General features: G+C 70.9%; 22 protein-coding genes. 3 read left to right on the forward strand and 19 right to left on the reverse strand.

Annotated features, from left to right (window positions below; all coding sequences use genetic code 11):
* The 7 genes from L0U85_RS02615 to L0U85_RS02645 all read right to left on the reverse strand — a co-directional run bounded on the left by L0U85_RS02615 (nucleotide 1) and on the right by L0U85_RS02645 (nucleotide 8,481).
* Complete coding sequence (locus L0U85_RS02615; RefSeq protein ID WP_241376110.1) at nucleotides 1-1,098, reverse strand: glycosyltransferase family 4 protein; 1,098 nt, start codon at nucleotides 1,096-1,098, stop codon at nucleotides 1-3.
* Nucleotides 1,095-2,723 carry a lipid II flippase MurJ gene (locus L0U85_RS02620; RefSeq protein WP_241376111.1) on the reverse strand — a complete coding sequence of 543 codons (1,629 nt, stop codon included), beginning with the start codon at nucleotides 2,721-2,723 and terminating at the stop codon, nucleotides 1,095-1,097. The genes L0U85_RS02615 and L0U85_RS02620 overlap by 4 nt, the downstream gene beginning before the upstream one ends.
* Nucleotides 2,720-3,604, reverse strand: coding sequence for a hypothetical protein (locus tag L0U85_RS02625; RefSeq protein ID WP_241376113.1), 885 nt, complete (start codon nucleotides 3,602-3,604; stop codon nucleotides 2,720-2,722). Before L0U85_RS02625 ends, L0U85_RS02620 begins: the two co-directional genes overlap by 4 nt.
* Before the next feature lie 10 nt (nucleotides 3,605-3,614).
* Nucleotides 3,615-4,544: a copper transporter gene (locus tag L0U85_RS02630; protein ID WP_241376114.1), complete on the reverse strand. Its 930-nt coding sequence runs from the start codon at nucleotides 4,542-4,544 to the stop codon at nucleotides 3,615-3,617.
* Nucleotides 4,541-5,737 carry a putative cytokinetic ring protein SteA gene (gene steA / locus L0U85_RS02635; RefSeq protein WP_241376115.1) on the reverse strand — a complete coding sequence of 399 codons (1,197 nt, stop codon included), beginning with the start codon at nucleotides 5,735-5,737 and terminating at the stop codon, nucleotides 4,541-4,543. Before steA ends, L0U85_RS02630 begins: the two co-directional genes overlap by 4 nt.
* A 66-nt stretch (nucleotides 5,738-5,803) precedes the next feature.
* On the reverse strand, nucleotides 5,804-7,540 hold the full coding sequence (gene recN / locus L0U85_RS02640) for a DNA repair protein RecN (protein WP_241376116.1): 1,737 nt from the start codon (nucleotides 7,538-7,540) through the stop codon (nucleotides 5,804-5,806).
* Nucleotides 7,541-7,578: 38 nt separating this feature from the next.
* On the reverse strand, nucleotides 7,579-8,481 hold the full coding sequence (locus L0U85_RS02645) for an NAD kinase (protein ID WP_241376117.1): 903 nt from the start codon (nucleotides 8,479-8,481) through the stop codon (nucleotides 7,579-7,581).
* 224 nt (nucleotides 8,482-8,705) lie between these two features.
* On the opposite strand from L0U85_RS02645, the gene L0U85_RS02650 reads away from it, so the two are divergent.
* Complete coding sequence (locus L0U85_RS02650) at nucleotides 8,706-10,298, forward strand: GMC oxidoreductase (protein WP_241376118.1); 1,593 nt, start codon at nucleotides 8,706-8,708, stop codon at nucleotides 10,296-10,298.
* Here the strand turns inward: L0U85_RS02650 and L0U85_RS02655 are convergent.
* From L0U85_RS02655 to L0U85_RS02665, 3 genes are read right to left on the reverse strand one after another with little or no spacing between them, the layout of a single operon-like run.
* Nucleotides 10,295-11,077 carry a TlyA family RNA methyltransferase gene (locus L0U85_RS02655; protein WP_241376119.1) on the reverse strand — a complete coding sequence of 261 codons (783 nt, stop codon included), beginning with the start codon at nucleotides 11,075-11,077 and terminating at the stop codon, nucleotides 10,295-10,297. The two genes, L0U85_RS02650 and L0U85_RS02655, sit on opposite strands and share 4 nt — an antisense overlap.
* 31 nt (nucleotides 11,078-11,108) lie before the next feature.
* The gene (locus tag L0U85_RS02660; protein WP_241376121.1) at nucleotides 11,109-11,306 is read right to left on the reverse strand and encodes a hypothetical protein; all 198 of its coding nucleotides are present in this window, start codon (nucleotides 11,304-11,306) and stop codon (nucleotides 11,109-11,111) included.
* 2 nt (nucleotides 11,307-11,308) lie between these two features.
* A complete protein-coding gene (locus L0U85_RS02665) occupies nucleotides 11,309-11,719 on the reverse strand; it encodes a phasin family protein (RefSeq protein WP_241376122.1) in 411 nt (136 codons plus the stop codon).
* Between the two features lie 163 nt (nucleotides 11,720-11,882).
* Between L0U85_RS02665 and L0U85_RS02670 the strand changes: the two genes are divergently transcribed.
* Together L0U85_RS02670 and L0U85_RS02675 are read left to right on the forward strand one after the other, a co-directional pair.
* Complete coding sequence (locus L0U85_RS02670) at nucleotides 11,883-12,221, forward strand: SCP2 sterol-binding domain-containing protein (protein WP_241376124.1); 339 nt, start codon at nucleotides 11,883-11,885, stop codon at nucleotides 12,219-12,221.
* Between the two features lie 183 nt (nucleotides 12,222-12,404).
* Complete coding sequence (locus L0U85_RS02675; RefSeq protein WP_241376125.1) at nucleotides 12,405-12,752, forward strand: SCP2 sterol-binding domain-containing protein; 348 nt, start codon at nucleotides 12,405-12,407, stop codon at nucleotides 12,750-12,752.
* A gap of 49 nt (nucleotides 12,753-12,801) precedes the next feature.
* Here the strand turns inward: L0U85_RS02675 and L0U85_RS02680 are convergent, their stop codons facing one another.
* Genes L0U85_RS02680 through L0U85_RS02720 form a run of 9 tightly spaced genes read right to left on the reverse strand, consistent with a single transcriptional unit; the run spans nucleotide 12,802 to nucleotide 23,808 of the window.
* Nucleotides 12,802-13,833 (reverse strand): HAD-IIA family hydrolase, encoded by a 1,032-nt coding sequence (locus L0U85_RS02680; RefSeq protein WP_241376126.1) that lies wholly within the window; start codon nucleotides 13,831-13,833, stop codon nucleotides 12,802-12,804.
* Nucleotides 13,808-14,650: a hypothetical protein gene (locus L0U85_RS02685; protein WP_241376127.1), complete on the reverse strand. Its 843-nt coding sequence runs from the start codon at nucleotides 14,648-14,650 to the stop codon at nucleotides 13,808-13,810. The genes L0U85_RS02680 and L0U85_RS02685 overlap by 26 nt, the downstream gene beginning before the upstream one ends.
* Nucleotides 14,554-15,372, reverse strand: a complete 819-nt coding sequence (locus tag L0U85_RS02690) for a hypothetical protein (protein WP_241376128.1) — start codon at nucleotides 15,370-15,372, stop codon at nucleotides 14,554-14,556. The genes L0U85_RS02685 and L0U85_RS02690 overlap by 97 nt, the downstream gene beginning before the upstream one ends.
* Nucleotides 15,373-15,430: 58 nt before the next feature.
* Nucleotides 15,431-16,687 (reverse strand): tyrosine--tRNA ligase, encoded by a 1,257-nt coding sequence (gene tyrS, locus L0U85_RS02695; protein ID WP_241376129.1) that lies wholly within the window; start codon nucleotides 16,685-16,687, stop codon nucleotides 15,431-15,433.
* Nucleotides 16,688-16,721: 34 nt separating this feature from the next.
* Complete coding sequence (locus L0U85_RS02700; RefSeq protein WP_241376130.1) at nucleotides 16,722-18,584, reverse strand: RNB domain-containing ribonuclease; 1,863 nt, start codon at nucleotides 18,582-18,584, stop codon at nucleotides 16,722-16,724.
* Between the two features lie 56 nt (nucleotides 18,585-18,640).
* Nucleotides 18,641-19,360, reverse strand: a complete 720-nt coding sequence (locus tag L0U85_RS02705) for a cupin domain-containing protein (protein ID WP_241376131.1) — start codon at nucleotides 19,358-19,360, stop codon at nucleotides 18,641-18,643.
* Nucleotides 19,357-20,277 carry a PmoA family protein gene (locus L0U85_RS02710; protein ID WP_241376132.1) on the reverse strand — a complete coding sequence of 307 codons (921 nt, stop codon included), beginning with the start codon at nucleotides 20,275-20,277 and terminating at the stop codon, nucleotides 19,357-19,359. Before L0U85_RS02710 ends, L0U85_RS02705 begins: the two co-directional genes overlap by 4 nt.
* Before the next feature lie 44 nt (nucleotides 20,278-20,321).
* A complete protein-coding gene (locus L0U85_RS21055) occupies nucleotides 20,322-21,419 on the reverse strand; it encodes a Gfo/Idh/MocA family oxidoreductase (protein ID WP_241376134.1) in 1,098 nt (365 codons plus the stop codon).
* Nucleotides 21,420-21,474: 55 nt separating this feature from the next.
* On the reverse strand, nucleotides 21,475-23,808 hold the full coding sequence (locus L0U85_RS02720) for a glycoside hydrolase family 3 N-terminal domain-containing protein (protein WP_241376135.1): 2,334 nt from the start codon (nucleotides 23,806-23,808) through the stop codon (nucleotides 21,475-21,477).
* Between the last annotated feature and the right edge of the window lie 102 nt (nucleotides 23,809-23,910).

Here is a 23,910-nt window from a genome sequence, read left to right on the forward strand (position 1 = left end):
TTATCTCCCCGTCAGTTCCAGGTAGAGCGCGTCGAGCGAGTCGAGCATCTGCGCCTCGTCGGGCCAGGTAGCGGCCTTGGCGCGGCCGGCTTCGGTGAGGCGGTCCAAACGGGCGGGGTCGGCCAGGAGACCGCGGACGGCGTCGTCGAGCGCGTCGACATCGCCGACTTCGAACAGGACGGCGGCGTCGCCGACGAGTTCGGGGATGCCGCCGGTGCGGGTGGCGACGAGCGGGACCCCGGACTGGAGGACCTCCTGTGCGAACAGCTGGCGGGCCTCCCACCGGCTGGTGACGACGGCGAGGTCGGCGGCGGCGAGGAGGTCGGCGACGTCGGTGCGGTGGCCCAGGAGGCGCACATCGGCGCCCGTCTCGTCGATGAGGTCTTGGAGGCGTTCGCGTTCGGGGCCATCGCCGGCGACGGCGACCACCGGCGCGGGCTCGAGCGCCCTCCAGCGCTTCGCGGCGGCGATGAGCGTGTCGTAGTCCTTCTGGACGTGGAGGCGCCCGACCGACACGATCAGGGGCCGGTCGCCGAGGTCGAGCTCGTCGCGGACGGCCTTGGCCTCCCCGGCGGCCCGGCGGGGCGGGGCGGCGACGGGAGCGAGGCGCGCGTCGCCCGCCCCGAGCGACACGAGGTGCTCGTGGAGGTCGGAGGAGGCGGCGAGGGCGACGTCGACGCCGCGGGCCAGACGCCTCTCGATCCGGTCGGAGACCTTGCGCTTGAGCCCGGAGGTGATGAGCTGGTTGTGCCAGGTGGTGACGAGCGCGGCCTGCCGCGGGCGCGCGGCCATCGCGGTGAGCCCGGCGGTGAGCCCGTGGGCGTGGACCACGTCGACGCCGCGGCCGGTCGCCCCGCGCAGGGCGAGGCGCGCGGCCCACCAGGCGAGCGGAAGCTCGGGCGATGGCCTGGCGGTGATCGGGGCGGGCGCGAAGCGGGCGCCCCTGGAGCGGAAGCCGAAGCGTTCCTCGGTCTCCGGCGGGCCGACGACGAGGACGGCGTCGCCGCGCTCGACCAGGCCGGCGGCCAGGGAGGCGACATGGGTGCCGATGCCGCCGGTGGAGGGGCCCAGCACCAGTGCGATGCGTCGGTGGCTCACTGGTCTTCTCCGCTCTTGTCTGGTTCTTCGGTCGGTCGTATTCTGCCAGTCCCGCGCCGGACCACCCGGAGGATGTCGCGGCGATCGACGGCCGCCGCAACTCCAACGTAGACCAGCGCGGCGACGGCGCCGGCCGCGAGGCCCTCGGCGACGGCCGCGGCGATCGAGCCCGCGTGTCCCCACCAGGCGAGGAGGGCCCGGGCGGCGGCGACGGCGGCGGCGGTCGCGCACACCGCGGCGGCGAGCGCGCGCCCCAGACCCTTGAGACTGGCGGCGCCGGTGTTGACGCCGACGGCGACCGTGAGGGCGATTCCCGTGACGGTCATGCCGATCGACCAGCCGATCGCGAGCGCGAGTGTACGGTGCTCCACGGGCATCACGAGCGAGAGGACGATGGCGCTGACCGCGGCCGAGCCCCATCCTGCGGCCGTCGCTCCGGCGGCGGCGTAGGCGCGGTCGACGGCGTACAGGCCGCGCGAGTAGACCGCGAACATCGAGTAGCCGAACAGGCCGAAGGCGAGCCCGGCGAGCGTGGCGCTGATGGCGCCCTTCGGGGCGGTGTCCTGGACGCCTTCGAGGACGGTCGCGATGGGCTCGGCCAGGCCCGCCAGAGCGGTCACGCCGAGGCCGGCGAGCACCAGGACGACCCTGCCGGTGGCGGCGATGGTGCGCTGGTAGACGCTGGGCCGGCCGAGGGCGTGCGCCTCGGCCAGGTTCGGGTAGGCGGCGGTCGCGAACGGCACGGCGAGGACCGCCCACGGCAGCAGGAAGAACGTCTGAGCGACGGTGAAGACGACCACGGGGCCGGGACCGGCGTTGTTCGCGAAACGCAGCAGCACGAACTGGCACAGCTGCTGCGCGCCGAGCGTGATGATGCCCGCGATGGCGAGCGCCTTGACGCTCTTGGTGAGGTGGGCGTCGAATCGCCAGGTCGGACGCAGGTGCAGGCCGAGGCGGCTCAGCGGGATGAACAGGCATCCGGCGAGGACGGCGACACCGACGGTGGTGCCGAGAGCGAGGAGCAGCAGTTCGTTCTGAGTGACCCGCGTGACCTCCACTTCCTTGCCGGAGAGCATCCCGTAGACCACGTACACGACGATCATCGTCAGGCTCGAGAGCAGTGGCGCCAGCGCAGGCCAGGCGAACCTGCGGTGGGCCTGGAGGACGCCGGTGAGGACGACCGCGATGCCGTACAGCGGCAACTGCGGGGCGAACAGCACGAGCATCTCGGTGCCGGTGTCGATCGTGGCAGCGTCGAGTTCGTCGCCGCCGACGAGTTCGACCAGGGGGCGCGCGAAGAGGGCGACGCAGAAGGCGATCGGGATGAGCGCGGTCAGGGCCCAGGTGATCAGGGCCGAGGCGATCCGGTCGACCTGCGCGGGGTCGTGGCGGGCGAGCGGGGCCGACAGCAGCGGAACCGCGAGCGCTGCGAGCGCTCCCCCGGCGACGAGTTCGAAGATCAGGTTGGGGATGGTGTTGGCGCTCTGGTAGGCGGAACCGAGGCTGAGGTAGCCGACCGCCCAGGTGAACACCAGCATCCGGCCGAATCCGGCCAGACGTGAACCTACGGTGATCGCACCGATGAGGGTGGCGGCACGACCGACTTCGCGTCGGGTGTCGGTCACGCCGAATTCCGGCCCAGTTCGTCCAGTTCGCGGAGCACCGGTGTATCGGCGATGACCTTGGTGAAACTGACGCGTTCGCTGGTGCCGATGAGCGTGGCGAGGGCCGCGAGGGCGATGTGGCGGCCCACCGGACCGGTGCGGGCGATGAACGACAGGCCGAGCAGGGCGCCGAGCGCGTTCGCGCCGCAGTCGCCGAGCATGGTCTTGCCTTCGAGGTCGTCGCTCATGGCCGCGGCGGCGGAGGCCGAGACCGCCAGGGCGGTGTTGGCGCCGCTGGCGGCCGTAGAGCGGGCTTTCGGTCCCGGCGGGCGCGACAGCGGCGCGGAGAGCACGGTGACGACCTTGAGCGCCCGGCCGGGGCGCAGGTCGAACAGGTTGATGAGGTTGGCGGTTCCGGCGATGACGCCGCCGCTGACGCCGATGTTCCAGAGCCTGGCGGCCCAGTGTGCCGGGCGCTTCTCGCTGACGGCGTCGACGAGCGCGGCGCTGGCCAGCCCGGCGGAGCTGATGCCGACGACCTTCACGAGCCCGGCCGAGACGCGGCCCTTGAGCAGCGCCGAGACGTGGCCTTTGAAGCCCTTGGCCTTCTCGCCCTTGGTGTCCGCCATGTCGTCGTAGAGCCCGAGGCCTCCGGCGGTGAGCCCGGCTGTGGCCGCGGCGGCCGCGTAGGCCGGTGATGTGGAGCCGGCGACGGCCGCGACTGTCGCTCCGACGGTGACGCCGGGCCCTTCGGCCAGGCTCACGGTGTCGCCTCGGTGATTGACGCGGTCGAGATCGGTCGACCACTTGGAACGGCGGACGGCGCTGATCGCGGCGATGGTCCCGCCGGCGGCGAGGCCGCCGAGGAACGCCCGCCCAGCTGTGCGAGATAGCTGGCTCATGGGCGGAATCCTAGGCCGCGTCGGGGAGCAGGCCTTCAGCGCCCTCCCCGGTGCCGAGGTGGTGGACGGTGCCGTCGCTGATCAGGTCGGTGAGCGAGACGAGCGCGGCGATCTGGCCCTGCGTCGAGGCGTTGTCGATCGTCGAGATGGTGGCCTCGTTCTCCTCGGACCGCAAGGTGGCGAGCGGGTTGCCGTCGCCCGCGGAGGAGGTCGTGGCGTAGACGGTCGGGGCGTCCACGGCGAACGCGTTGGCCAGGGTCACGATCGCGGCGTTGCGGGCCTCGGCGTCGGAGTCGGTCGCGGCCGAGGAGCCGATGACGATGACGCCGGTGGCCGCACCGGTGGGCTCGTCCTCGACGGCGAGCATGCCGAACTCTTCGAGACCGGTGGTGGCGGTGGTGATGTCGCCGGCGGTGATCTCAACGGGATCGCCTTCGAAGCTGCTGGTGGTGACGGCGGCGAGGATTGAGCTCATGGCCTCGGCGCCGTTGTAGGTCACGGGCGCTTCGATGGTGTCGGGGGTGACGCCGTCGACGAGGTTGGCGAGCTCGTCGTTGTTGGCCGGGTCGAAGTAGTCGTCGAGGAGGGTGATGCGTCCGGCGCTGGTGGCGTCGGCGTGGCCGAGCATCTCCTCGACGCTCTCGGCGACGTCGGTCTCGACGCCGGGCAGGGCCACCACCAGCACGTTCTGGCCGGTGAGCTTCTCGGCGAGGTAGGAGGGGGCGATCTCGGAGGCGAAGGACTGGTCGTCTTCGAGTTCGTCCTGGAGCGCGGTGATCTCCTCGCGGAGCGCGTTGTTGTTGTCGCGCAGGCTCTGACTGGTCGCCTCGAGCGCCTCCATCGCGGGTCCGTTGAGGGCGGCGGTGCCGAGGATGAGGCCCACGGTGAGCGCCAGGAAGACCGCGGTGAGGCTGACGAGATGGTAACGGAAGTTGATCACGAGAAGAGCCTTTGGATTTGGAAGAGCAGGCCGTCCCACCAGTCGGCGATGACGTCGACGAACGAGCGCCCGACGGTGGAGATGGCGATGGCGGTCGCCATGGCGGCGAGGGCGGAGACGATGAGCAGCAGGAGCGCGGAGATCGACATGTCCTGCCGGTAGAGCCGCGAGACGCCCTTGGCGTCGACGAGTTTGCCGCCGACGCGCAGGCGAGTGAGGAACGTCGAGGCCATGCCGCCGCGGCCCTTGTCGAGGAACTCGACCATGGTGACGTGGGTTCCGACGGCGCAGATGAGCGAGGCGCCCTTCTCGTCGGCCATGAGCATGGCGATGTCCTCGGAGGTGGCGGCGGCCGGGAAGGGGATCGCGGGGACGCCGAGCTTGTCCATGCGCTCCATGCCGGGCGCGCGCCCGTCTGCGTAGGCGTGGACGACGATCTCGGCGCCGCAGCGGAGCGCGTCGTCGGAGACCGAGTCCATGTCGCCGACGATCATGTCGGGCGTGTAGCCGGCCTCAAGGAGCGCGTCCGCGCCGCCGTCGACGCCGACCAGCACGGGCTTGAACTCGCGGATGTAGGGCCGGAGGACGTCGATGTCCTCCTTGTAGTTGTAGCCGCGGATGACGATGAGCGCGTGGCGACCGTTGAAGTCGGTGGCGACGTCGGGAACGCCGACGCCGTCGAGCAGCAGGTCCCGCTCGCGCTTGAGGTATTCCATGGTGTTGGCGGCGAAGGCCTCCAACTGGACGGACAGGCCTTCGCGGGCGGCCTCCATGTCCGTGGCGACGCTCTTCTCGCTCTGGAGCGCGCCCGCGCCGATCTCCTCGTCTCCCAAGAAGATCCGGTTGCCGTCCACGGTTACCGACTTGCCTTCGCGGACCTTGTCGAAGATCTCGTCGCCGACACCGTCGATGAGCACGACGCCGCCTTTGACGAGGACCTCCGGGCCGAGGTTCGGGTAGCGGCCGGAGATCGACTTGGCGGCGTTGACGACGACGGCGACGCCGGTGCCGACGAGGGCGTCGGCGGCGACCCGGTCGAGGTCGACGTGGTCGATTATGGCGACGTCGCCGGGTTCGAGGCGGCCGCACAGCCGCTTCGTCCGGCGGTCGAGTCGGGCGGTGCCGACCAGCCGGTCGTCTCCGGAGGGCGACTCCGGGCTACGGCCGGGCAAACGCAAGCTAGGTACACGCATCGTGCATCATCATGCCACTCGTCCTCAACAGCGGGGCAGCGGCGCGCCGCATCGGTCTGCGGGACGCTAGGCCTTCATCTTGGCAGCCTCTGCCAGGAGTTCTTCAGCGTGGGCCACCCCGAGGTGCGAGTCGGGCATGCCTGCGAGCATGCGAGCAAGCTCACGTGCCCGCTCGGCGTCGTCGACGACGCGCACGCCGGAGACGGTGACGGCCCCCGAGGTGTCCTTGCTGACGACCAGGTGGCGGTCGGCGAACGCCGCGACCTGGGGCAGGTGGGTGACGACGAGGACCTGGTAGCGGCGGGCGAGCTTGGCCAGGCAGCGGCCGATCTCGACGGCGGCCCGGCCGCCGACCCCCGCGTCGACCTCGTCGAAGACCAGCACCGGCGGGCCGCCGATCTCAGCGAAGACCACTTCGATGGCGAGCATGACGCGGGACAGCTCGCCCCCGGAGGCGCCCTTGTGCAGCCCGGCCGGGGCCGCGCCGGGGTGCGGCCGGAGCAGCAGCTCGACCTCGTCGGCACCGTCCTCGGAGGCACCGGAGACCCCGGTCTCGACTACGAGGTCGACGCCGCCGCGGCCGGCGGGGCGAGGCACCACGGAGGCGGTGACGGCGGCGTGCGGCATCGCCAGTCCCTTGAGCTCGGACGAGACGGCTTCGGAGAAGCGCTCGGCGGCGGCCAGTCGGGAGGCGCGCAGCTGCGCGGCGAGTTCGCCGGCGCGGGCCGACAACTCGGTGCACCGGGTCTCCAGCTCGCTGACGCGCTCGTCGGAGACGTCGAGCTCGCCGAGGCGTTTTCCGGCGTTCTCGGCCCAGGCCAGGACGCCGGGCAGGTCTTCGGCGTACTTGCGGTACAGGGACTTCAGCGCCGCCTGGCGGCCGTAGATCTCTTCGAGCCGGGTCGGATCGGCCTCAAGCTCGTCGAGGTAGCGGGACAGGTCGACGGCGGCCTCGGACAGGAGCGCTCCGGCCTCGGAGAGCCGCTCGGCGAACTCGGCGAGCTTGGGGTCGTCGGCGGCGTCGTGCTCGAGGGCGCGGGCCGCGACGCCGACCGTGTCGGCCGCTCCCCCGTCCCCCGTGGTCGGGTCGCCGTTCAGCGCGGTGTGGGCGGTGGCGGCGGCCAGGCGCAGCGACTCGGCGTTCTGGAGGCGCCTGGCCTCCTCGGCCAGCTCGGCGTCCTCGCCTTCCCGAGGCTCGACGGCGTTGATCTCGTCGAGGCCCAGGCGCAGCATGTCGGCCTCGCGGGCCATCTCGCGGGCACTGGTGCGCAGGCGGGACAGCTCGGCGGTGCATGCGCCCAATTCGAGGTAGGCGGCGCGGTAGGCCTCGAGGATCTTGCCGTGGTCGGCGCCGGCGAAGCGGTCGAGCGCGGCGCGCTGCTCGGCGGGCTGGAGCAATCGCATCTGGTCGGACTGGCCGTGGACGGAGATCGCCAGCTCGCCCAGTTCGGACAGGACCCCGACGGGCGCGGCCCGGCCGCCGACCCAGGCCCGCGACCGGCCCTCGGCCGACACCGAGCGGGAGAGCAGCAGTTCGCCGTCCTCCAGTTCGGCACCGGCCTCGATGGCTCGCTCACGCAGTTCGAGGGCTCCCTCACCGACCATGAAGCGGCCCTCCACAAGGGCCTTGTCCTTGCCGAGAGGCGCCCGGGAGGCCCTGCCGCCGAAGAGGAGGCCGAGACCGGCGACGACCATGGTCTTCCCAGCGCCGGTCTCGCCGGTGATGCAGGTGAGACCGGGGGCGAGCGGAAGGGTGGCGTCGGCGATCACGCCCAGGTTCTGGATCCGAAGCTCGTCCAACACGTACCCGAGCCTATCCGGTCGCTGCGACAACCACCTGTCTACATACGGCCGTGGCGCCAACCGTCAACTGGCAGAGAGAGTTTCGAGACCAATCGCGAGGGGAATGAGCGCTCGGACATGCGCACGAGCTTCACCGGGCGGTCCGAGCGGCGGATCGTCACCGTCGAGCCGGCGGTCAGCTGCGCGACCTGTTTGCCGTCGGCGATGAGCGCTCCGGCCGTGCCGACCGATTCGACACCGATCCGGATCACCGAGGAGGAATTGATCACCATCGGCTTGGCGAACAGGGCGTGCGCGTTCATCGGCACGACTACGAGGGCGTCCACATCGGGCCAGACGACCGGACCGCCTGCGGAGAGGGCGTGCGCGGTGGAGCCGGTCGGGGTGGCGCACAGGACGCCGTCGCTGCCGTAGCGCGAGATCCGGGAGCCGTCGATCTCGATGTACAGCTCCAGCATGCGGGCGGGCTCGGCCTTTTCGACGGCGATGTCGTTGAACGCCCACGAGTCGGTCTTCTCGCCCCTGGCGTCGACGGCCTCGACGGCTATGGTGGTTCGCTCCTCGACGAAGTAGTCGCCGGCGAGGAGGCGCGAGACGACCGTCTCGAGCTCGCCGGTCTCGGCCTCGGCGAGGAAGCCGACTTTGCCGAAGTTGACGCCGAGCAGCGGGACGTCGGCCTCGGCGGCCATCTTCGCCGAGCGCAGGACGGTGCCGTCGCCGCCGAGGGCGAGGACTATGTCGGCGGTGGCGGTGGAGACCTCATCGGCGACCAGGAGCGCGTCGGGGTGCGTCAGGGAGCGGACCTCGCCGGAGAGGATCCGCGCGGCGACGCCGGCCTCGCGGAGGGCGGCGGCGATCTTCTCGGCGAGTTCGGCCACGTCCTGCCGGAGCGGGTGCGTCACCACCAGGACCCGACTCGGCTTCTGCTGCGACCGGCTCACGCGCGCTCCTTCTACGGTTCCACTCCGAAATACTCTGTACGCCCATTGACACGGCAACGAAACCCTACCTCAACGAGATTCACCGCCAGTGGCGACGAGCTCACTCTAGAAAGCGCTTTCATGCGCGTGCGCTCGACTCGCCACGGTCCTAGATTGACGGACACAACGACGCACTTCCCCGGGAGACACTGAAGTTCCACCGCACGACACGCAAAGGAGCGCACATGCCCACACGCCGCCATGTACTCGGATTCACAGCCCTCTCCGCCGCCGCGGCGGCAGGGCTCACCACCGTCGGACCCGCGGCAGCCGCAACGGGCTCGTTCACCCCGGCCCTCGTCATCGGTTCCGGCTACGGCGCAGCCGTCTCCGCACTCCGCCTCGGCGAGGCCGGAGTCCGCACGACCGTCCTCGAAATGGGACGCCTCTGGAGCGAACCCGCCGACGACGGCAAGGTCTTCTGCGCGATCACCGACCCCGACCGGCGCAGCATGTGGTTCCGCACCCGCACCGAAGCGCCCCTGTCGAGCTTCCTCTGGCTCGACGTGGTCGACCGCGACATCGACCCCTATCCCGGCGTCCTCGACCGCGTCGACCACGGCGACATGGACGTCTACGTCGGCCGCGGCGTCGGCGGCGGCTCCCTCGTCAACGCCGGAATGGCCGTCGTGCCCCGCCGCGAGTACTTCGCCGAGATCCTCCCCGGCATCGACGCCGACCAGATGTACGACCGGTACTTCCCGCTCGCGCAGGCCGAGCTCGGCGCCAACACCGTCGGCCCCGCCTACCACGCCGCCAGCGACTACTACCGCTTCAGCCGAATCGGCGCCGAACACGCCGAAGCCGCCGGCTTCGCCACCAGGTTCGTCCCCGGCGTCTACGACTTCGACTACATGGAGCGCGAAGAAGCCGGACTCGAAGAGCCCTCAGCGCTCGCCGCCGAAGTCATGTACGGCAACAACCACGGCAAACAGAGCCTCGACCGCACCTACCTGGCCGCCGCCCTCGGCACCGGCAACGTCACCGTCGAATCCCTTCACCAGGTGCGGCAGATCGAACGCGACTCCGACGGGAACTACATCGTCGCCGTCGACCGCATCGACGAGACCGGCCAGACCGTCGAGACCAAGCAGATCGGGTGCCGGTATCTCTTCCTCGGCGCAGGCAGCCTCGGCACCACCGAACTGCTGCTGCGCGCCCGCGAGACCGGCACCCTCCCCGACCTCGGCGACGCGGTCGGCAGCCGATGGGGCCCCAACGGCAACGTCATGACCGCCCGCGGCAACCACGTCTGGGCGCCCACAGGCGTCAAGCAGTCCACGATCCCTGTCATGGGCATCGACGACTGGGACAACCCAGGCGCCCGCGTCTTCGCCGAGATCGCACCGCTCCCCGCCGGCATCGAGACCTGGATCAGCCTCTACCTCGCCATCACCGACAACCCCGAACGGGGCCACTTCACCTACGACGCGGACTCGGACAGCGCCAGACTCCAATGGAGCACCGACCAGAACGGACCGTCGGTGGCCGCCGCGAAATCCATGTTCGACCGCATCAACGCCGAACACGGCACCGCCTACCGCCACGACCTGTTCGGCGACGACAAGGCCTTCGCGGACGACTTCTGCTACCACCCGCTCGGCGGCTGCCCCATAGGCGAGGCCACCGACGGCTACGGTCGCGTGAACGGGTACGAACGCCTCTACGCCACCGACTCGTCCCTCATCCCCGGCTCCATCGGCGTCAACCCTCTGGTGACGATCACCGCGCTCGCCGAACGGAACCTGGAGGAGATCATCGCCGCCGACGTGGACTAGACGCCGCAGGCCGCCTCGACGCCCTCGCGGGCGACGGCCTCGCCCTCCCGGACCATCCGGCAGAAGAACTCCACGTTGCCCTTAGGGCCGGGCAGCGGGCTCGCGACCACCCCGGTCGTGGTCCAGCCGAGCTGCTCGGCCGCCTTCACCACGCCCCAGACCGCGTCGGCGCGCTGCGACGGATCGCCGACGACGCCACCCGCGCCGACCTGCCCCTTGCCGACCTCGAACTGCGGCTTGACCATCGGCAGCATCGTCCCGGTCGCCTTCGTGCACGCCGCCAACGCCGGCAGCACCAGCTCCAGTGAGATGAACGACAGGTCGCCGACCGTCAGGTCCACCGGGCCGCCTAGCAGTTCGGGCGTCAGATGCCGCACGTTCGTGCGGTCGTGGACGACAACGCGGTCGTCGGTCTGGAGTTTCCAGGCGAGCTGCCCGTAGCCCACATCGACCGCGAGGACCTCGGCGGCGTCGCGCCGCAGCAGGACATCCGTGAAGCCCCCGGTCGAGGCTCCGGCGTCGAGGCAGCGCATCCGGGCCGGGTCGACCCCGAAGGCGTCGAGGGCGCCCACGAGCTTGTGGGCACCGCGCGAGACGTAGTCGTCCACCTCGCCGACGAGCCGGATCGAATCGCCACCGGTGACGCCGGTCGCGGCCTTCGTCGCCGCGATGCCGCGCAAGTGAATGCGCCCGGCAGCGATGAGTTCGCGGGCGTGCTCGCGCGAGCGGGCGATCTTGCGGCGGACGAGTTCGACGTCGAGTCGATTGCGTGCGGGCATGCGGCGGCTGCGGTCTCTCTAGTCTCGGGCGTCAGGAGTCGTCGACGTTGCTGAGGATCTCGGACAGGCGCAGCTGGACGCCCTCGAAGACGGCGACGTGGTCGGTGACGGCCAGATCGGGCAGCGCTTCGAGCTGCCCGAGGGCAGCCTCGACCTCGGCCTCGACCTCTTCGGCGTCGCCGCCGCTCAAGCGGTGCGCCAGGCTGCCCGGCGTCGGTGCCTCGCTCATGGCTACCCTTCGCCGCCCAGTTCGTCGGCGTCCGCGACGGCGGTCTCCGCCGGGTCGGCCTCCAAGGGCTCGGGCTTGCGAGCGGCGCGGGACTCGGCTTCGGCCAGGCGCATGCGCAGCTCCCTGATCTCCTCCTCGGAGTGTTCGAGGCGGAGGTTGAGGTCGTCGATGTCGGCCTGAGTGGCGACGCCGATGCGGGTGAGGCCGGCGTCGACCTCGGCTCGGACGAGCCGCCCGATGTCGGTGATCGTCCGCGACCCCTGACTGCGGAACTGCTCTGTGCCCGAGCGGAGGCGGTCGGCGCCGGACCTGAGGTCCTCGCGGACCTTCCCTGCGAGGTCGCGGGCGCGCTGGCCGGAGTCGCCGGCCATGCTGAAGACGTTGTCGAAGTTGGCGCGGGTGGAGTCTGACATGGCGCCGCTCCTTCCTGATCGGCTAGGTGGGGCGTCGGCTCGTGGCACTCTCAACGGTACTGCCAACCTACCGGGGGCGGGTCGCCGCCACCATTTCGTACTTGCCGGTAACCTTTTGGTCGGGCGCACTGCCGCGTCCCCGCCGATCGAACAGGAGGGCACCATGGCCACCGTCGACGAATGCCGGACCGCTCTGGAGCAGTTCGCCGCGAACCTCGCCGCGAACCCGAAGTCCGTACGCAAGCTCACCGGGTTCCAGCGAACCCTGGCGTGCGACATCACCGACTTGAACGTGTCGTTCCACGGGAGGTTCGACGGGGGCAAGCTCGTCGGCATCACCGACGGCGACGAGCCGGACGCTGAGATCCGGATGATCGTCTCCTCCGACGACCTGCTGGAGCTCGTCGACGGCGATCTCGACTTCATGAAGGCGTTCACCGCCGGGCGCGTGAAGATCAAGGCGAACATGATGGACCTGATGAAGCTGCGCGGCGTCCTCTAGCGGCACTGTCCGAGCCGGCGCGCCGGGTGGCGCCCGGCTCGGTCCGCGAGGCCCCGCCCGGTCGTCACCGTCCGTCGTCGTCATGTGGACTCCTGGTCGGCCGCAAAGGCATTCAGGTGACGTTGTAATCTTCTGGCCAGCCGAGCTCTTCGTGCTATAGATGATCTAATTCGGGAGGACCGTATGGCCACTGTTGACGAATGCCGCAACGTACTGGAGAAGCTGGCGGGCAAAGTCGCCAAGAAGTCGGGCGACTTCGACGGACTTGACGGGTTCGAACGCACGCTGGCCTGCGACATCACCGACCTCGACACCTCGTTCAACGCGTCGATCTCCGAAGGCAAGCTGGCCAACCTCATGGACGGCGACAACGCGGACGCCGAGGTCCGCGTCTCGGTCGCCTCGGACGACCTCGTCGCCCTGTCCAAGAAGGAGCTCAAGCCGGCCAAGGCGTTCCTGACCGGCAAGATCAAGGTCAAGGCGAGCGTCAAGGACCTCGCCAAGCTCCGCAAGGCCCTCAAGGTCGACTAGTCGGAACAAAGCGCACGAGCCCGGACCGCTACGCGGTCCGGGCTCTCCGCTATGCCAGGAGCTTCTCGGCGGCCCCGCCGACCGGCTTCGGCGGCCTGGTCGGATCACACCGGCGCATGTCGGCCGCGGCCCAGGTCAGCTCGCAGAGCGCCCGCCAACCGTCCAGGTCGGCGCCTTCGCCGGCGAGCAGGACGCCGTCGCCGTCGAGCGAGGCGGTCCAACCGCCGCATTCGACCGCGTCGACCGCCTCGTTCCATTTCGGCTCGGGATGGGTCTCGGTCAGTGCGGCGAGGCTCCAGCCGAGGTAGGTGGGCCGCTGCTCGGGCGGCAGGACGAGCGCGCCGCGGGGCGACACGACGCCGGTGAACACCAGCAGCGAGTCGATCCCGGCGCGGTTGGCGCCTTCGATGTCCGAGTCCGGGCGGTCGCCGACCATGATCGCGCGGCCACCGGGCTTGCGGGCCAGCGCGGACTGGTAGATCGGCTGCTGCGGCTTGCCCGCGACGAGGTCCGGACCGCGGTTCAGCGCGATCGCGACGGCCTCGGCGAGGGCGCCCATGCCCGGCAGCGGGCCGTCGGGCGTGGGCAGGGTGGCGTCGAGGTTGGCGACGGCCCAGAACGCACCCTGGCGCGCGGCGATCGTGACCGCGGCGAGGTCGCGCCAGTTGGTGTCGGGCGTGTACCCGAACGCCACCGCCTCGGCCTCCCTGGGCTCGTCGGTCAGGAGGAGCCCTTCGGCCTCGATGGCCTCGCGCAGCGCCTTCGATCCGGTCGACAGGACCGTGCCGCCTTCGCCGATGTGCTGGACGATGCCCGATGCGACCACTTGCGCCGAGGTGAGCACCTCGTCGGCCCGGGCGGGGATGTCCATGCCGCGCAGGGCTTCGGCGACGGCTTCGGGGCTGCGGGAGGCGTTGTTGGTGACGAACACCGGTTCGCAGGCCAGGCCCGGGAGCGCGCCTACGGTTGCGGCGGCCTCCGGGATCGGCTGCTGGAGCAGGTAGACGACGCCGTCGAGATCGAGCAGCGCCAGGTCGTATGCGGCGGCGAGCGCCTCAGTCGCGGCGTTGAGTCGCGTCATCGGTCTCCTCTGGGGTGGGGGTCCGGTCCCCCTCGTTCGCTTCTTCGTCCTCGTCGTCTTCGTCGAGGTCGCTGTCGTACTCCTCGTCGAACTCGTCGTCGAGTTCGTCTTCGAGCTCGTCGAAGTCGACGCCTTCGAGTTCGAGCAGTCGCTCGGCCGCGCCGGTCTCGCCGGCGACGTCGGCGGCGACGGCCTTGGAGAGCCATTCGCGGGCCTCGCCTTCGCGCCCGTCGGCCAGGAGGCCTTCTGCGTAGGCGTAGCGCAGGCGCGCGACCCACGGTTCGGTCTTCGGCGAGTTGAGGGCGGCGACCTTGAGCATCGCCGTGGCGGCCTCGCCCATGTCCATGTCGCGGCGGGCGCCGGAGGCGACGATGAGCAGTTCGACGCGAACCTCCGGGTCGATGCCCTCGTCGTCGCCGTATTCGCGGTAGAGGTCGATGGCGCGCTCGGGATGGCCGGCGGCGCGCTCGCAGTCGGCGATCATCGCGACGTGGTCGCGCGTGCCGCCGAGCCTCTGGGCGGCGCGGAGCTCGTTCATGGCCAGCTGCCATTCGCCGGCGCCGTAGGCGGCCACGCCGGTGACCTCGCGGACGATGGCGACGCGGGAGGCCTTGCGGCGGGCATAGCGGGCTTGTTCGAGGGCGCCTTCGATGTCGTCCTCGGCCAGGAGCGCGGCGGCGGCGATGAGCCGGTTGCCGACGGCCTCGGCGAGCTGCTTGTTCAGGCTGCGGAGCCCGGCCTTGGTCTCCTTGTCGAGCTGGTCGAAGCCGTACTCGAGGCCTTCGGGGAGGTCGGGGGCCTGGTCGGACTCGCCCATGCGGATCGGACCCTCGTGTCCGGCCTCGCGCTCTTCGAGCGGGCGCAGGCCGTCGCGGCCCCGCTTGGGTTTGCCGTCTCGGCCGAAGCGGTCGTCGTCGCGAGTGGGTCGGCGGTCGTCGCGGCGGTCGGACTGGCGGCGGTCGCCGCGGTCGTCACGGCGCGGACGGTCGTCGCGGTTCTCGAACCGGCGCGGACGGTCCTCGTCCCTGCGAGGACGGTCGTCACGGTGCCCGCCACGGCCACCGCGGTCGTCACGGCGGGGACGGTCGTCGCGGTTCTCGAAGCGCCTGGGACGGTCGTCGCGGTCGCGATGCGGCCGGTCGTCCCGACCCTCGTAACGCCTCGGGCGGTCGTCGCGGCGGTCGGACTGACGCCGGTCGCCGCGGTCGTCACGGCGCGGACGGTCATCGCGGTTCTCGAACCGGCGCGGACGGTCCTCATCCCTGCGAGGACGGTCGTCACGGTGCCCGCCACGGCCACCGCGATCGTCACGGCGCGGACGGTCATCCCGGCCTTCGAAGCGCCTGGGACGGTCGTCGCGGTCCCTGCCGTCGCCGCCTCGGGGGCGGTCGTCGCGGCCGTGGCCGCGGCCGTCGCGGTCGTCATGCCGACGCTCGCCGCCACGACCCTGCCGGTCGCGGTCTCGGTCGCCGCCCTCGCGGCGTCCGTAGCCACCGCGGCCACCTCGTCGGTCGTCTCCGCCCCTGTGGGCGCGGCCATCGTCAGCCACGTCGTCCTCCCCCTGTGTTCACCTGGCAAAACCAATCAAGTGTATGCCTCAGGTGAAAAGCTCCACTCCGGCGACGGTCTTTTTTCCGCGCCGGATCACTGCGTAACGGCCGTGCAGCAGGTCAGCGGGGTCGAGTGCCACCGCAGGGTCGGTGACGCGGACGTTGTTCACGTACGCGCCGCCCTCCTTCGCCGCGCGGCGGGCCTCCCCGAGGCTCGCGACGACGCCGGACTCCTTCATCGCTTCGGCGACGGTGACCTCAGGCTTGTGGATCTCGGCCAGGCCGGCCTCGACCAGCGCGGCACGCAGCGTCGGCTCGGGGAGATCGCTGAGCTCGCCTCGGCCGAAGAGTGCCTGTGAGGCGGCGATGACGTGGGCGGTCTCGTCTGCGCCGTGCAGCAGCGTCGTGAGCTCCTCGGCCAAAGCCTTCTGGGCCAGTCGCGCGGCGGGCCTCTCTTCGGTGGCGCGCTCGAGTTCGGCGATCTCCTCGTGGGTCTTGAACGAGAAGTACTTGAGGTAGCGCCCGACGTCGGCGTCACTGGAGTTGAACCAGAACTGGTAGAACGCGTACGGGCTGGTCAGCTCGGCGTCGAGCCAGACGGCGCCGCCTTCGGTCTTGCCGAACTTGGTGCCGTCGGCCTTGGTGACCAGCGGGGTGACGAAGGCGTGGACGCTCTCGCCCGCGCGACGGCGGATGAAGTCGACCCCGGCGGTTATGTTGCCCCACTGGTCAGAGCCTCCGAACTGCAGGGTGCAGCCGTGGCGGCGGTTGAGTTCGAAGAAGTCGTTGGACTGGAGCAGTTGGTAGGAGAACTCGGTGAACGAGATGCCGGACTCCAGGCGGGCCTTGACGACCTCGCGGGCGAGCATCTTGGAGACCGGGAAGTGCTTGCCGACGTCGCGCAGGAACTCCACGACCCCCATCTCGCTGGTCCAGTCGAGGTTGTTGACCGCGACGGCGGCGTTGTCGCCGTCGTAGGTGACGAAGGGGGCCAGCTGACCTCGGATCTCGTCGACCCAGCCGGCGACGACCTCGGGCGGGTTGAGAGCCCGCTCACCGGCTTCCTTGGGGTCGCCGATCTGGCCGGTGGCGCCGCCGACGAGCAGCAGCGGGCGCAGCCCGGCCAGCTGGAGGCGGCGGGCGGTCAGCACCTGCATGAGGTGGCCGACGTGCAGGCTCACGGCCGTGGGGTCGAACCCGACGTAGAACGTGACCTGTCCCGCGTCGAGGTGCCCGCGCAGGGCGTCGAGGTCGGTCGAGTCTTGGATGAGGCCGCGCCAGGCCAGGTCGTCGAGAATATGCACGGTCCCATTGTGCCTTAGCGGGTGAAACGCTTTTCTAGACGCTCGGCTCGGAGTCGGCGCCGTCGGCGGCCTCCCGCAGCCGGACTGCGGCTTCGATATGGACGCGCATGACTTCGGCGGCGGCGTTCTTGGCGGCCTGCTTGTTGGGGCCGGCGCCCTCGGCGTCGACGCTGACGTGGCTGGTGTCGAGATTCGCGGAGGCCTTGCAGGTGAAGACCCGTTCGTGCGAGGGGCCTTCGGCCTCGAACCCCCATTCGAGGTGGCGGATGACGCCGCGAGCGGCATAGATCTGGACGGCCTCGACGGGATTGAGGCCGGCGTCTACGAGGTCCGTCTTCGGCGGCTCGGGTGGGGCCGGGTCCGGGGCCTCGTCGCCGGACAGGTCGGGCAGGTCGGCGAGCGCTGCGGCCAGCGCGAGGGCGGCGTGGTTGCGGGCGTCCTTCTTGGTGCGCTGCGTGCGCCCCGGGGAGCGGCGTCGCTCACCGTCGAAGCGGATCTCCAGGCTGGCGGTGAAGGCCGGGGCGCCGCTGTCGCCGGCCGAGTCCAGCTCCCAGAGCACGTCCTCGGGGCCGATGGGGCCGCCGAGGCGGTCCTGAAGATACTTGTTGACCAGTGAGACCGCTTCGTGCGGCCGTTGGGCGATCCGCCGGTTGAGCCGGTCGCGCAGCGCGGCGAACGCGGGGGTCTTGCCGTAGAAGTAGAGCTCGCCGAATTCGCGCAGTTGGAGTTCCTCTGCGTCGAGGCGGCGCTCGGCGTCCTCGGCGAGCCCGGCGGGGACCTCGCCGCGTTCGACCGCGACGCGCAGGACCTTCGCGAACTCCGGGTAGGCCAGGGCGGTGAAGTCGGCCTTTTCGAGGCGGCGCTCGGCGACCTCCTTGGCGCGTTTGCGGAAGTGCTCGGCGGTGCGTTCGCGTTCCTCGGCTATGCGGGTGTTGATCTCCTCGCCGAGCGCGGCGAGTTCCTCGGCCGCGTAAGGGCTGGGCCCGCCGGCGACTGCGGCCATGAGGATCCTCTGGGTGACCAGGTCGGGATAGCGCCGGATCGGGCTGGTCGCGTGCGTGTAGACCGGCAGCTGGAGGCCGTGGTGGCCGTGGACGGTGGGGCCGTAGGTGGCCGAGCGGGCGACCATGCGCATGCGTGCCCGGAGCATCTCGAACGCCCCGGTGTCGCCGGTGGCGGCGACGGTGTCGAGTTCGGCGCGGAGTTCGGCGGGGTCGCCGGCGACCGCGGCGAGCCGGTGGTTGCGGAACAGGATCGGCAGGTCCCGTCCGGCCGCCCAGGCGGCGATCTGCGCGTTCGCGGCGACCATGAACTCCTGGACGATGATGTACCCGGAGTTGCGTTCGGCGTTCTCGAGGCGCACGATGTGGCCTTCCTCGTCGGTGGCGAAGCCGCTGAGGAGGTCGTAGAAGGCGAGGGCTCCGGTGGCGCGTCGGGCGGCCAGCGCCGTCTGCGCGAAGCGCAGCGCCAGCGCGAGGGTGGCGTGGAGCGGGTGGGCCGGGTCGGCGGCGGCTTCGGCGGCCTCGCCGTGGGTCATGGCCCAGGAACGGGTGAGGCGACCGGGTCCGAGGTCGGCGTGGCGGACGCGGCCCTCGGAGTCGACGCGGAGGTGGACGGCGAAGGTCTCATTGACGCGGCCCTCTTCGAGGGAGGCGCGCTCTTCCACGGGCCGGGGCAGCATGCGCCTGGTGCGTTCGGGCCGGTAGCGAGTGTGGACGCGTTCGCGCGCTTCGAGGTCGGAGCGGTGTCCGATGGGGACGTGGTCGGCGACGCGGGCGATGTGCACCCAGACGTCGTACCCGTCGTCCCCGGGCTCGATCCAGATGGCGTCGTCGCGGTCGACGGTGGTCTCGGCGTCGATCATGACGCCGGTCTCGGCTGGGTTGTAGTCGGCCAACTGCGCTCCTTCGGTGTCCAGCGACGATGGTAGCCGCCGCCGGACACCGAGGTTGCTCACGGGCGCAGGTCCCATGCCTCCAGTCGTCCGCACATGCCCCAGCGGTGGGCCGGATTGCCCGCGTCGGAGACGTGCGCGTCGCACAGGTGCGCGGGGTCGGCCTGGGCGAGTGCGGTCAGGTGGCCGCCGGTCGTCTCGACCTGGGCCTTGGGGCCGTTCTCCCAGAGCTTCCGCCAAGTGTCGACGCGTTCGGAGACGAGGGAGGCGGCGGCCGACCACAGGGGCTCCATCGCCTTCGCGCCTTCGGCCTCGACGCGTTCGCGCAGCTCCAGGTAGCCCTCGACGGCGAGGTCGCGCCGCCTGCGGGCGGCTTCGCCGCGTTCGTCCTCGCTGAGCCCGGGGGCGGCGGGCGCGGCGGTGACCGCGGCGTACGCCTCGGGGTCGTTCAGTGTCGCGAACGGGTAGGTGAGGACGGCGTCCCCGGCCTCGGGGATGCCGGCGTTCTGCATGACGACGGTGAGTTCGAGGTCGCCGGAGCCGTTGATGAGCCGGTGGACGGTCCCGGGAGTGAACCACAGGACGGTGCCGCGGGCGAGCTCGCGGCGTTCGAAGCCGTCGCCCGACAGCGTCTCGACCGCGCCGGTGCCGCGCGTGACCACGTAGCCCTCGGTGGAGGCGGTGTGGAGGTGCGGGGAGCCGCCGGCCTGGTCGTCGATGGTCGGCCAGTCGTAGACGGTGACGATGGAGACGGCGGTGCCGCCTGGGAATCCACTCATTTCTGCTCCAGTTCGTTGAGTTCGGTGCTCGCCGCCTCGGCGGCCTTCGCGGCGCCCTCGACACCGATGTCTCCGTTGCAGACGGCGACGGCGTGACGCAGTGTCACGGTCTGGCCCGGCCGCATCGGCAGTTCGGTGTCGAAGAACGGGGCGGGGCAGACCGCGGCGAACGGCGTCGAGCGGACGAACCACTTGACGGGCGCGCCGGGGTTCTCGGGATGGTCGGTGAAGACCAGCGTGGAGACCGCGTCGTTGGAGTCGTGCTTGCCTCGGAAGGCCATCCAGTCGCCCCTGACGCCCATGAGCTCGTCTCCGCCCTCACCCGCCGAAGTGTAGACGCGACCCTCGGTGAAGGAGCGGGGGCCCCGCCAGAAGAAGCCGCCGTAGCCGGCGTTCTCTCGGCCCTCGGTGGTGGGGCTGCCCATGACGACCACATCGTCGGTGTCGTTGGTGAACGAGGTCGAGAACGACAGGACCCACGTGTCGTCGGACAGGACGGCGACGGCGAAGGCGCGCTTCTCGGTGAAGAAGTGGCGGCCGTCCTCCGTGACCCATTCGAGGTCCTCGGCGACGCGAACGCCGTCTTCGCCCGCCTCGCACCGGGTGAAGGCGCGGTGCTCCATCGAGCCGTCGTTGTTCTCGTGGACGTAGCCCTTGCCGCGCCTGTAGGTGCGCCCGCCCCAGAAGTTCTCGGGTCCGGCGTTCGGCAGTGAGAGCGCGATGCCCTTGTGCCACACGTGGTCGTGCGGCCGATAGAGGCTCACCTGGTGGCCGGCGAGGTCGCGGATCGGCTCGAAGTACGGCCGGGGGGACTCGAACTGGTCGTTGTCCGGGCGGTAGACGTAGCGCAGGAGTTCCAGATCACCGTGGGTGATCGTGAGTTCCCTGTCCTGGACGTCATTGAGTTTCAGCGTCATCGGCGTTTACTCCGGTTGGTCTGTTGTTCGGAAGCTCGGGGTCGTCATTTGCGGTCCGGCCAGGGGGTGCCGGCGCCGTCCATGCGTAGATAGTAGGGCGAGGTCGGGTCGACGTCCCCGGCTCGAACGGGCTTGCCGGAGAACGCGGAGGCGTAGATCGCGGTGATGAGTTCGAGGGTGTGGCGGGCGTCTGCCGCGGTGACCGGCGGCGCGGTGCCCTTGTCGAGCGCGTCGGCGACCGCTGCGAACTGGGCGCCGTGGCCGGAGGCCTGGCCGCGCGGCTTCGAGTACCAGGCCTGCATGACCTCCTCGACGTGCGCTTCGAGCGGTGTGACGGTCCAGTTCTCCTCGCCGTAGCCGTAGAGGTGGTCGAGTTCGACCGTGGCGCAGTCGAAGTCGAGGCGGATCTGCGAGGTCTCGCGGGGACTCAGCAGCGAGTTGGTGATCGCGACGCTCGCGCCGTTCGCGAGTGTGACGATGGCGTGCGAGACGTCCTCGGTGTTGGTGGCGCGGCGGTGCCGGTGCGCGGTGGCTACGACCTCGGTCCAGGGGCCGACCATCGACAGGAGCGTGTCGATCTGGTGGATGCCGTGGCCCATCGTCGGGCCGCCGCCCTCGGTCTCCCACCGGCCTCGCCATTCGACCGCGAAGTACTCCTCGGGGCGGTACCAGAGGGTGTCGCATTTGGCGACGGCGAGGGATCCGAGCACGCCGGAGGCCATCATGTTGCGCACGCGCTGGGCGGCCGATCCGAACCGGTGCTGGGAGATCACGGAGAAGTCGGCGCTGGAGGCGGCCGAGGCGGCGGCGATCCGGTCGAACTCGGACAGACTCAAGGCCGGGGGCTTCTCGCAGACGACGCCGACTCCGGCCTCCAGCGCGGCCACCGCGCCGTCGGCGTGGACGCCGGGCGGGGTGCACAGGTCGACCAGGTCGAGCTCCTCCGCCGCGAGCAGCTCCTCTTGGGACGCGTAACCGCGTTCGACGCCGAAGGCTGCCTTGAACGCTTCGAGGCGCTCGGCGTCGGGGTCGACGGCGGCGACCACTTCGATGCGACCGGCGAGGTTCGACTGGAGGCTCTGAGCGTGGAGGTGGGCGATGCCACCGGTGCCGACGACGGCGAGGCGGTAGGTGGAGGACACAGGGGGGCTCCTCTGAGAAACTCGTGTAAGCGTTTTCTTTCCGTTTCACTGAATACTAACCGACGATGGTCCCAGTCTCCAGACGGCGGGTCCCGGGCTCCAGGCGCCGAGGCTCGGTGACCTCGACCGAGACGGCCCCGGCTATGTCGGCCGCGGAGCGGCCGAGCCGCAGTTCCAGCGTCCCGGACTCGACGATCCACTCGCCGTCGACGCCGACGAACGCGGCGAGATCGACCGGCATCGCGAACCGCGCCTCGGCGGCCTCCCCGGCGTCGAGCCGGAGCTTCGCGAACCCCACCAGCCGCTGCACGGGCCTGACAGTGGAGGCCACCGGGTCGTGGAGGTACAGCTGCACCACTTCGACCCCGGCGCGATCGCCCGCGTTGCGCACTTCGACGGCGACCTCGACGACGCTCTCGGGGGCGACGACATCGTCCGAGAGCAGCCTAGGGGCGCCCCACGCGAACTCGGTGTAGGACAGGCCGTGCCCGAAATGGAACCTCGGCGTCGGGTCGACCGTGGAGACCTGGCTGCGGCGTGCCAACTCCGGGCCCAGGTACGTCGCGGGCGGCGAGTCCGCCCGCGCGGGGACGCCTACCGGGAGCCGGCCCTCGGGCTCGGCCGCACCGGTGAGCACGTCGCTGATGGCGACGGCTCCCTCCTGGCCGGGCAGGAACGCCTGCACGATCGCCGCAGCCCGATCCCCAGCGGCGCCGAGCGCGTAAGGGCGACCGGAGATCACCACGATCACGGTCGGCGTGCCGGTGGCGACGACCGCGTCGAGCAGCTCCGCCTGGCGGCCCGGCAGCGCGTGCGTGGGTGCGTCGCAGCCCTCGCCGGAGGTGCCGCGCCCGAACAGGCCCGAGCGGTCGCCGACTGCGACGACCGCGACTTCGGCGCGGGCGGCGGCGTGCGCCGCGGCCTCGATGTCGGCGTCTTCGGCGTCCAGGACGGTGCCTGCGGCGATGTGCTCGATCTCGGCGCCTGACAGGTCGGAGGCGAGCCGTTCGACGAGCGTCGGGATCGGCACGCCCATGTCGACGTGCGGGTACCGGTCGTCGGGGTCTTGGGACTCGGCGTCGTTGCGGCCGTGATGGTTCGGGAAGGCGTAGCACCCGAGCATGACGGCCTTGTCGTCTGCCGCCGGCCCCACGACGGCCATCCGTTTCGGGACCGGCAGCGGCAGGACGCCGTCGTTGGCCAGCAGCACGATCGACCGCCGCGCGACCTCGGCGGCGAGCGCTCGGCCCTCCGGCGGGTCGAGGTCTACCTCTCCGGGAGGCTCGGGCAGCTCGTCGAGCAGGCCCAATTCGATCTTCTGGGTCAGGACGCGCTCGGCTGCCCGGTCGACGACGTCCTCCTCGATCACGCCGGAGCGCACCGCCTTCAGCAGCGGCTCGCCGTAGCAGTCCACGCTGGGCAGTTCGACGTCGACGCCCGCGGCGAGCGCGAGCGCCGCCGCGCCGGAACGGTCGGCGGCGACGTGCTGCTGCGACTGGAGGAAGTTGACGCCGAAGTAGTCGCTGACGACGGTGCCCTCGAAGCCCCACTCGTCGCGCAGGACCCCGGTGAGCAACCGGTGGTCGGCCGCCGCGGGCACACCGTCGACGGCGGCGTAGGACTGCATGACCGACCCGGCGCGGCCGATGCGCACCGCCATCTCGAACGGCGTCAGGTAGGTCTCGGCGACCTGTCTGGGGCCCATGTAGACCGGGCCGAAGTTGCGGGCCGCCTGCGAGGCGGAGTAGCCGGCGAAGTGCTTGAGGGTGGCCAGGACGCCGGACTCCTGGAGGCCGCTGACGTAGGCGGTGCCAACGGTGCCGATGAGATAGGGGTCCTCGCCGATGGTCTCCTCGGTGCGTCCCCAGCGGGAGTCGGCCACGACGTCGAGGACCGGCGCGAGCCCCTGGTGGACGCCGACGCCGCGCATGGTCGCGCCGATCTGGCGGGCCATCGCCCGGACGAGGTCGGGGTCGAACGTGGCGCCCCAGGCCAGCGCCGTGGGGAAGATGGTGGCGCCGTGGGCCATGAGCCCGGTGAGGCACTCCTCATGGACGAGCGCGGCGATGCCGAAGCGGCTCGAGCTCCGGAGGAGCCGCTGCAGTGCCGCGAGTCGGGCCGCGCCCTCGGTCGGCTCGACCGGCGCCGATCCGAAGGGGCGTGTCAGCTGGCCCAGTCCATGGGCCATGGCGTCCTCTTCGGATACTCCGGTGGCCTGCTCGCTCTGGTGCGGCGCCATGTCCCCCGCGTCGGCGTGGACGCCGCGCCACAGGCTCGACAGCTGCGCGCATTTCTCCTCAAGGGTCATCCGCTTGAGCAGCCCGGCGGCGCGCTCGGCCGCCTCTGCGGAGGTGTCGGTGTCCATGCCACTCCACTCAACGACCCGCATGGCGCCACCTTCGGAGACCGCGCCGGGCCGATAGTTTCTGAAAATTTTCTGATCGATTTCGAAACAGGTTTGCACACCATAACATTGATTATTCGGCACTTC

It is taken from the genome of Glycomyces sp. L485 (genome assembly GCF_022548875.1).
Taxonomy (GTDB): Bacteria; Actinomycetota; Actinomycetes; order Mycobacteriales; family Micromonosporaceae; genus Glycomyces.